The organism is Bacillus paramycoides, from assembly GCF_001884235.1.
GTDB lineage: Bacteria > Bacillota > Bacilli > Bacillales > Bacillaceae_G > Bacillus_A > Bacillus_A paramycoides.
This window is the reverse complement of sequence record NZ_MAOI01000122.1, coordinates 37,259-43,767: the sequence shown is the minus strand read 5'-3', so window position 1 is coordinate 43,767 and position 6,509 is coordinate 37,259. Positions and strand designations below refer to the sequence as shown.

Annotated in this window: 6 protein-coding genes; all 6 read left to right on the top strand. The window is 39.0% G+C overall.

Annotated elements, in window-relative coordinates:
- The first annotated feature begins 383 nt into the window (after nucleotides 1-383).
- The 6 genes from BAU28_RS25250 (at nucleotide 384) to glaH (ending at nucleotide 6,479) form a co-directional block, all read left to right on the top strand.
- On the top strand, nucleotides 384-1,808 hold the full coding sequence (locus BAU28_RS25250) for an amino acid permease (RefSeq protein WP_083594951.1): 1,425 nt from the start codon (nucleotides 384-386) through the stop codon (nucleotides 1,806-1,808).
- A gap of 17 nt (nucleotides 1,809-1,825) precedes the next feature.
- A complete protein-coding gene (gene gabT / locus BAU28_RS25245; RefSeq protein WP_071720585.1) occupies nucleotides 1,826-3,154 on the top strand; it encodes a 4-aminobutyrate--2-oxoglutarate transaminase in 1,329 nt (442 codons plus the stop codon).
- Between the two features lie 21 nt (nucleotides 3,155-3,175).
- Nucleotides 3,176-4,618 (top strand): aldehyde dehydrogenase family protein, encoded by a 1,443-nt coding sequence (locus tag BAU28_RS25240; RefSeq protein WP_071720583.1) that lies wholly within the window; start codon nucleotides 3,176-3,178, stop codon nucleotides 4,616-4,618.
- Nucleotides 4,619-4,650: 32 nt separating this feature from the next.
- Nucleotides 4,651-5,004, top strand: coding sequence for a DUF3870 domain-containing protein (locus BAU28_RS25235; protein ID WP_002170612.1), 354 nt, complete (start codon nucleotides 4,651-4,653; stop codon nucleotides 5,002-5,004).
- Between the two features lie 99 nt (nucleotides 5,005-5,103).
- Entirely contained in the window at nucleotides 5,104-5,232 is a 129-nt protein-coding gene (locus BAU28_RS31350; RefSeq protein WP_276327763.1) for a hypothetical protein, read from the top strand.
- Between the two features lie 308 nt (nucleotides 5,233-5,540).
- Complete coding sequence (glaH, locus tag BAU28_RS25230) at nucleotides 5,541-6,479, top strand: glutarate dioxygenase GlaH (RefSeq protein WP_071720582.1); 939 nt, start codon at nucleotides 5,541-5,543, stop codon at nucleotides 6,477-6,479.
- Nucleotides 6,480-6,509 lie beyond the last annotated feature (30 nt).

Genomic DNA, 6,509 nt, shown 5'->3' with positions numbered 1-6,509 from the left:
GTAAAAGCCCGATTGGTGAGGGCTGATAATCAGTGGGGGATGAACAAAACCCCCACTGATTAAAGTTTCACTTTATCAAAAATGAACATTGAATATTCAGTTTATTTGTATTATGATTAACTTATTATCGGATGACAGTGATTAGCCTCTCTGTAAGCCCGGAGTTACTTTTGTTCAATTTAATAGCGGAGCTTCTTTCCACTTGAGCTTCCTTAGCAGGAGGACGAGCCATAAGGATAGAGACAGTAAAATCCAATGTAAATGTGTACATTGTTTTTCTGGCTCTTTTTATTTTTTTTAAAGCAGGAGGAGATTTAAAGAAAGCACTATCAAGTCCAAGGGGTAATGGAATATAGTGCGTGTCCACGCTAATGGAGGGGCTGGTGAATTGTTTGGCTAAAGCGAAAAAGGAGTTACAAAAGGATTTAAAAACTAGGCATATAACAATGATTTCGATCGGCGGGGTTATCGGTGGAGGCTTGTTTGTAGGAAGTGGAACGATTATTCAAGCGTCGGGGCCAGCAGCGATTTTGTCCTATATTATCGGCGCTTTAATGGTTGTGCTCGTGATGCGGATGTTAGGAGAGATGGCAGCGGAAAATCCTGATAGTGGTTCTTTCGCGACTTATGCGAATAAAGCAATTGGACCGTGGGCAGGGTATACGATCGGTTGGTTATATTGGTTTAATTGGGTCATTATTATCGCAATTGAAGCGGTGCTTTTAGGTGTGATGATTAACAATTGGTTTCCTTCGGTTCCAGCATGGATTGCGAGCTTATGTATGATTCTTTTAATGACAATGACGAATGTATATTCAGTAAAATTGTACGGAGAGTTTGAATATTGGTTAGCGTTTATTAAAGTTGTGGCGATTGTTGTGTTTTTAATTTTAGGAGTTTCGATGTTTTTTGGACTTGTTCCAGGAGTGGAGAGACCGAGTCTTGCTATTATTACGGAAAATGGAGGCTTCTTTCCAAATGGGATTGTCCCTGTATTACTGAGCGTAGTGTTTATTTCTTTCTCGTTATCAGGGAGCGAAGTGGCCGCTATTGCAGCCGGGGAATCTGAAAATCCAGAGAAAAATGTTATACGAGCTATTAATAGTGTAGTATGGCGCCTTATGCTTTTCTTTGTCGGGTCGGTAACGATTTTAGTTATGTTTATTCCGTGGACGGATAAGGAGTTATTAAAACTTCCGTATGCAAGTTTATTCAATATGGCAGGAATACCTGCAGCCGCAGAAATTATGAATGGTGTTGTATTTCTATCGTTACTTTCCGTTATGAACTCGGGTATATATACGAGTTCACGTATGCTATTTTCACTTGCTAAAAAAGGTGATGCTCCGGCTAGTTTCTCACGGTTAAATGGTAGAGGGACGCCAGTTATAGCGATATTTGCAAGTATCGTATTTGCATTTATTTGCGCGATGTTGAAATTTATATCTCCTGATAAACTGTTTGCGTTTTTAGCGAATAGTTCAGGTGGTGTAACGATGCTTATGTATATGTTCGTTGCAGTTTCACATATTCGGTTAAGACGAGAAAGGGAAAGAGAAGGGGCTGGAAAGCTAAAAGTGAAAATGTGGTTATTCCCTTATCTCACATATGCAACGCTTTTGATGATTATTACAATATTTGCTTCACAAGCGTTTATAGAAGATATGCGTATGCAATTTTACATGACATTACTAGCTACTACCCTAGTAATAATAAGTTATTTTCTAAGAGTTAGAAAGTTAGATAAGCAAAAGTTGAATGATTTTACGATTATACAAGATGCGGAAGTTAGTTTAGAGAAAGAATAAGAAAAGGGGTATGTTCCATGTTGAAGGAGAAGAAAGATATTACAACTACAAAATCTAGCATATTACATGAAAGAAGAAAAAATGCAGTGCCAGAAGGGCCTTACAATATTACAGAGTTATATGTGCAATCAGCAAAAGGCGCAATTATTACAGATGTAGATGGCAATGAACTAATCGACTTTGCGGGCGGAATTGGTATGCAAAACGTTGGGCATTGTCATCCGAAAGTAGTAAAGGCGATTCAAGAGCAAGTAGAATCTTCTATTCATAGTTGTTTTCATGTAGCGCCGTATGAAAGTTATATTGCATTAGCTGAAAGACTGAATGAATTAACGCCAGGAGATTTTAAGAAAAAAACGATGTTTGCTAATAGCGGAGCTGAAGCAGTGGAAAATGCGGTGAAGATTGCTAGAAAAGCAACTGGAAGAAGTGCTATCGTTTCGTTTGAGCGCGCTTATCATGGGCGTACACTTATGACGATGTCACTTACAAGTAAAGTGAAACCGTACAAGCACGGATTTGGACCGTTTGCACCAGAAGTATATAAATTGCCATATCCGTATTATTACCGTGCTGACGAAGGACTGACGCAAGAAGAAGTAGACGCGCAAATTTTAGCGTACTTTGAGCGTTTTATGTTAGAGGAAGTGGCAAGTGATAATATTGCTGCGATTATTTTGGAACCGCTTCAAGGAGAAGGTGGATTTATCGTTCCGACGACTACGTTCATGCGAGGCGTCCGAAATATTTGCGATAAATATGGAATTGTTATGATTGCGGATGAAATTCAAACAGGTTTCGCTCGTACGGGTAGCTTATTTGCAATGGATCATTTCGGTGTAGCTCCTGATTTAATGACATTTTCAAAATCAGTCGCTGCCGGCATGCCGCTGAGCGCAATAACAGGAAGAGCGGAATTGATGGATGCATCTGGCCCAGGTCAATTAGGTGGTACTTTTTCAGGAAGTCCAGTCGCTTGCGCCGCTGCATTAGCTGTTTTAGATGTAATAGAAGAAGAGAATTTAGTAAAGCGTGCGATAGAAATTGGTGAACGTATGATGGAAGTATTTAATAGTTGGAAAGATAAATATGAAGTAGTTGGTGATGTTAGAGGGATTGGCGCTATGACAGCAATTGAGCTTGTAAAGGATAAAGAAACGAAAGAGCCAGCAACGGAAGAGGTTAAAGCGATTATGAAGGAAACGCATAGTAAAGGGGTCATTACAATAAGCGCTGGTATTTATAGTAATGTACTTCGCTTCTTGCCGCCTCTTGTTATAACAGATGAACAACTTGAAGAAGGGCTTACTATTATTGAAGCTGCTATTGCGAAACTATCAAAATAAAAAAATGGTGGGGGCAGGGGAATGAGGTTTTTCAATTATATAAACGGTGAGTGGAAAGAACCTTCCACGAATGCATACGTTAAAAATTATAATCCGCATAACGGGGAAGTACTAGGTGAATTCCCGTTCAGTTCAGTAGAAGATACACGAGTAGCCATCGCATCAGCGAAAGAAGCTTTTCAAAAATGGCAACGGTTATCGTTTCAAGAAAGAGCAAGTTATTTATGGAAAGCGGCAGCTATTTTGAAAGAAAAGGTAAATGAAATTGGGCAAGATGTAACAAGCGAAGAAGGAAAGACGATTGCTGAAGGAATAGGAGAGACGAAGCGTGCGATTAGCATTCTTGAATATTATGCAGGGGAAGCAAATCAGCCGATAGGTGAGCTCATTCCATCTGCTAATGAAAGTACAATGCTTTACAGTAAACGAGTAGCAGTAGGGCCAGTTGGATTAATTACGCCGTGGAACTTTCCGATTGCGATTCCAGCGTGGAAAATGGCGCCGGCACTTATTTACGGAAACACGATTGTCATTAAGCCGGCTGAAGTTACGCCAAAATCAGTGTACCACCTTGTAAATGCATTTCATGAGGCAGGTATTCCAGCAGGCGTTATAAACTGTGTATTCGGCAAAGGTTCTGAAGTTGGAGCAGAGTTAACGGGGAATCCGGATATACAAGCGGTATCCTTTACTGGTTCTAATCACGTTGGAAACATCATTCAAAAAGCAGCCGTTGAAACTCGGAAAAAAGTACAATTAGAAATGGGCGGGAAAAATCCGTTAGTTGTATTAAAAGATGCTCATATTGAAAAGGCGGTAAATATTGCGATAAAGGGTGCATTTATGTCAACAGGACAAAAGTGTACAGCAACAAGTAGAGTGATAGTGGAAGAGGAAATTTATGAAGCGTTCCGCGATCAACTTTTGCGGAGCACCGAGGCTCTTACAGTTGGGAACCCGTTAGAACCTGATACATTTATGGGCCCATGCGTTTCAAAGGGGCAGCAGCAATCTGTTTTATCGATGATTGAAGTAGGAAAACACGAGGCTTCTTTACTTTATGGAGGCAGCGTGCCGAAAGAAGCAGAATTGCAGCGAGGGTGTTATGTTTTACCGACCATTTTTGAAAATGTAGATCAAGATGCACGCATTGCGAAAGAGGAAATTTTCGGGCCTGTTATATGTTTATTTAAAGTGAAAAGTTATGAGGAAGCCGTTTCTTTAGCGAATGATACTGAATATGGGCTAAGCGCATCTATTTGTACAAATAATTTAAGTTTATCGCAAAGGTTTATTGATGATATGGAAGCTGGAATGGTTCATGTGAATTCAGAAACGGCAGGGGCAGAACCACAAGTTCCGTTTGGCGGAATGAAAAACTCTAGTGCTGGACCGCGTGAACAAGGAAAAGCGGCTAAAGAATTTTATACGAGAATAAAGACAGTATACGTAGATCAAGTATAAGTGATAAAAAACATAGTAACGGAGGATGAAATATGCGTAAAGGGACTTTTTTTATGGCGGGACATTCGAGACTTCCGAAAGGGATGGCTGTTCGCAGTATGTATGAAACATTAACAATTACAATTGAGGCAGATCATAAATACCATGTCATTATTGAAGCGTCATGTACGCTTGCGACAGAGCACGGTAGAGACTTCGTCGCTCAAATTTTGAGAGGACATAGTTTGCGAGATGGTATTGAAGAAATCGTTCAAGATATTACAGATCATTATCAAGGAAAAGCGCAAAATGCTATCGTTAGTGCGGTAAAAGATTTGCATCGCCAATATGTAAGTTATTTAAATGATGAACAGCCTCAAGGTGAGTACGAGGAAACAACTCCATAATAACTGTCTAGTTTATCGTATGTATGTCCATAAACAAGAGCCAGTTGTATTTCCTTTAAAGGGATACGACTGGCTTTTTATATTGAGGAGGAAAGGAACATGAAAAAAATAAGTGAAGTTCAAGTTGTAAAACAAGAGGAGAAAAAAAGAGGGTGTGCGGAAAGTAAAGGGATTTGTAAAATGTGTAAAGTGTGCAGAGAAAAAAGTAAAAAACGAATTGACAGTTAGAATATTTCGAATTATTATTTAATTAATAAGATCCATACGAGAAATTAGCCTTCTCTATATCCGATCTTTCTTTCCTGTTTTACACATATTTTCATATGAACTGTCTATTATTATTGTACTTTAAGAGATTAAAGACACTCGTAATGATAAGCCAGTTGTACGTTTTCACGGTTTTATGTCGTGGATGCGTATGACTGGCTTTTTGCTGTTAGGGCAGTAAGACCGAATCTCGGCATAAAGAAGATAAGGATAACTGTCTGTAAAAAGCGTCAATACGTTCTTCATATTTCATTTAGGGAGGAATTAAAATGTCGATTATTACAGAACAAAATGCAAAGATGAAGTTTGCAAAGAAATATGAGGGATATGAGATTGTTCCTCATCCAGAGCATAAACGTTTATATCATATTGTGTTAAATCAGCAATTGCTTAGGCAGTTTTTTGAAGAGGTAAAAGGGCATTCAGAGCAGTCATTACAATACATTCCGTACTCTCGATTTAATCTTGCGGATGGGATGAGAAAGATTTTTGGGCAATCATTTATGGATAACATTCGCGGAATTATTCATGACCGTGAAACGGGCGGATTTACAATTGGGGTGCAAGGTGAAACGACAGATGCAGCGGACTATGTGAAATTTGCAACGGCATTAACATATTTAATCGGGACGCCGAACTTTGATGCAATGACAGGAACGTATTATGCGAGATTTAATGTGAAAGATACGGATAGTAGTGATTCTTATCTTCGCCAAGCGTACCGTTTATTCACACTTCATACAGACGGTACATTTGTTGATGAACCGACAGATTGGCTTCTTATGATGAAAATTGAAGAGCAAAATGCAGTAGGGGGAGAATCCCGTTTACTACATTTAGACGATTGGGAAGATCTTCAGAAGTTTAGAGATCATTCGCTCGCATCTGTTAAGGTTACGTATAAAGCACCACCAAGTAAAAATGCACAAGAAATCGTCTATCGTGAAACATTTTTTGATGTAAATAACGCACCATGCATTTGTTTTATTGATCAGTTCGCTTATCCGGATAATATTGAACAAGCAAACTATCTGAAAGATTTATCGTATTCTGTTGAAAACTCACCAGCAACGCATGCATTAAAATTACCAGTTGGTGATTTAGTTCTTTTAAACAATTTATTTTGGATGCACGGAAGAGCTGCATTTGAAAAAAATAAAGATTTATATAGAGAACTAATGCGTCAGCGAGGTTGTTTTTCTAAATAAGTTTGTATGGCGGGTCTAAAAAAAGGCCTG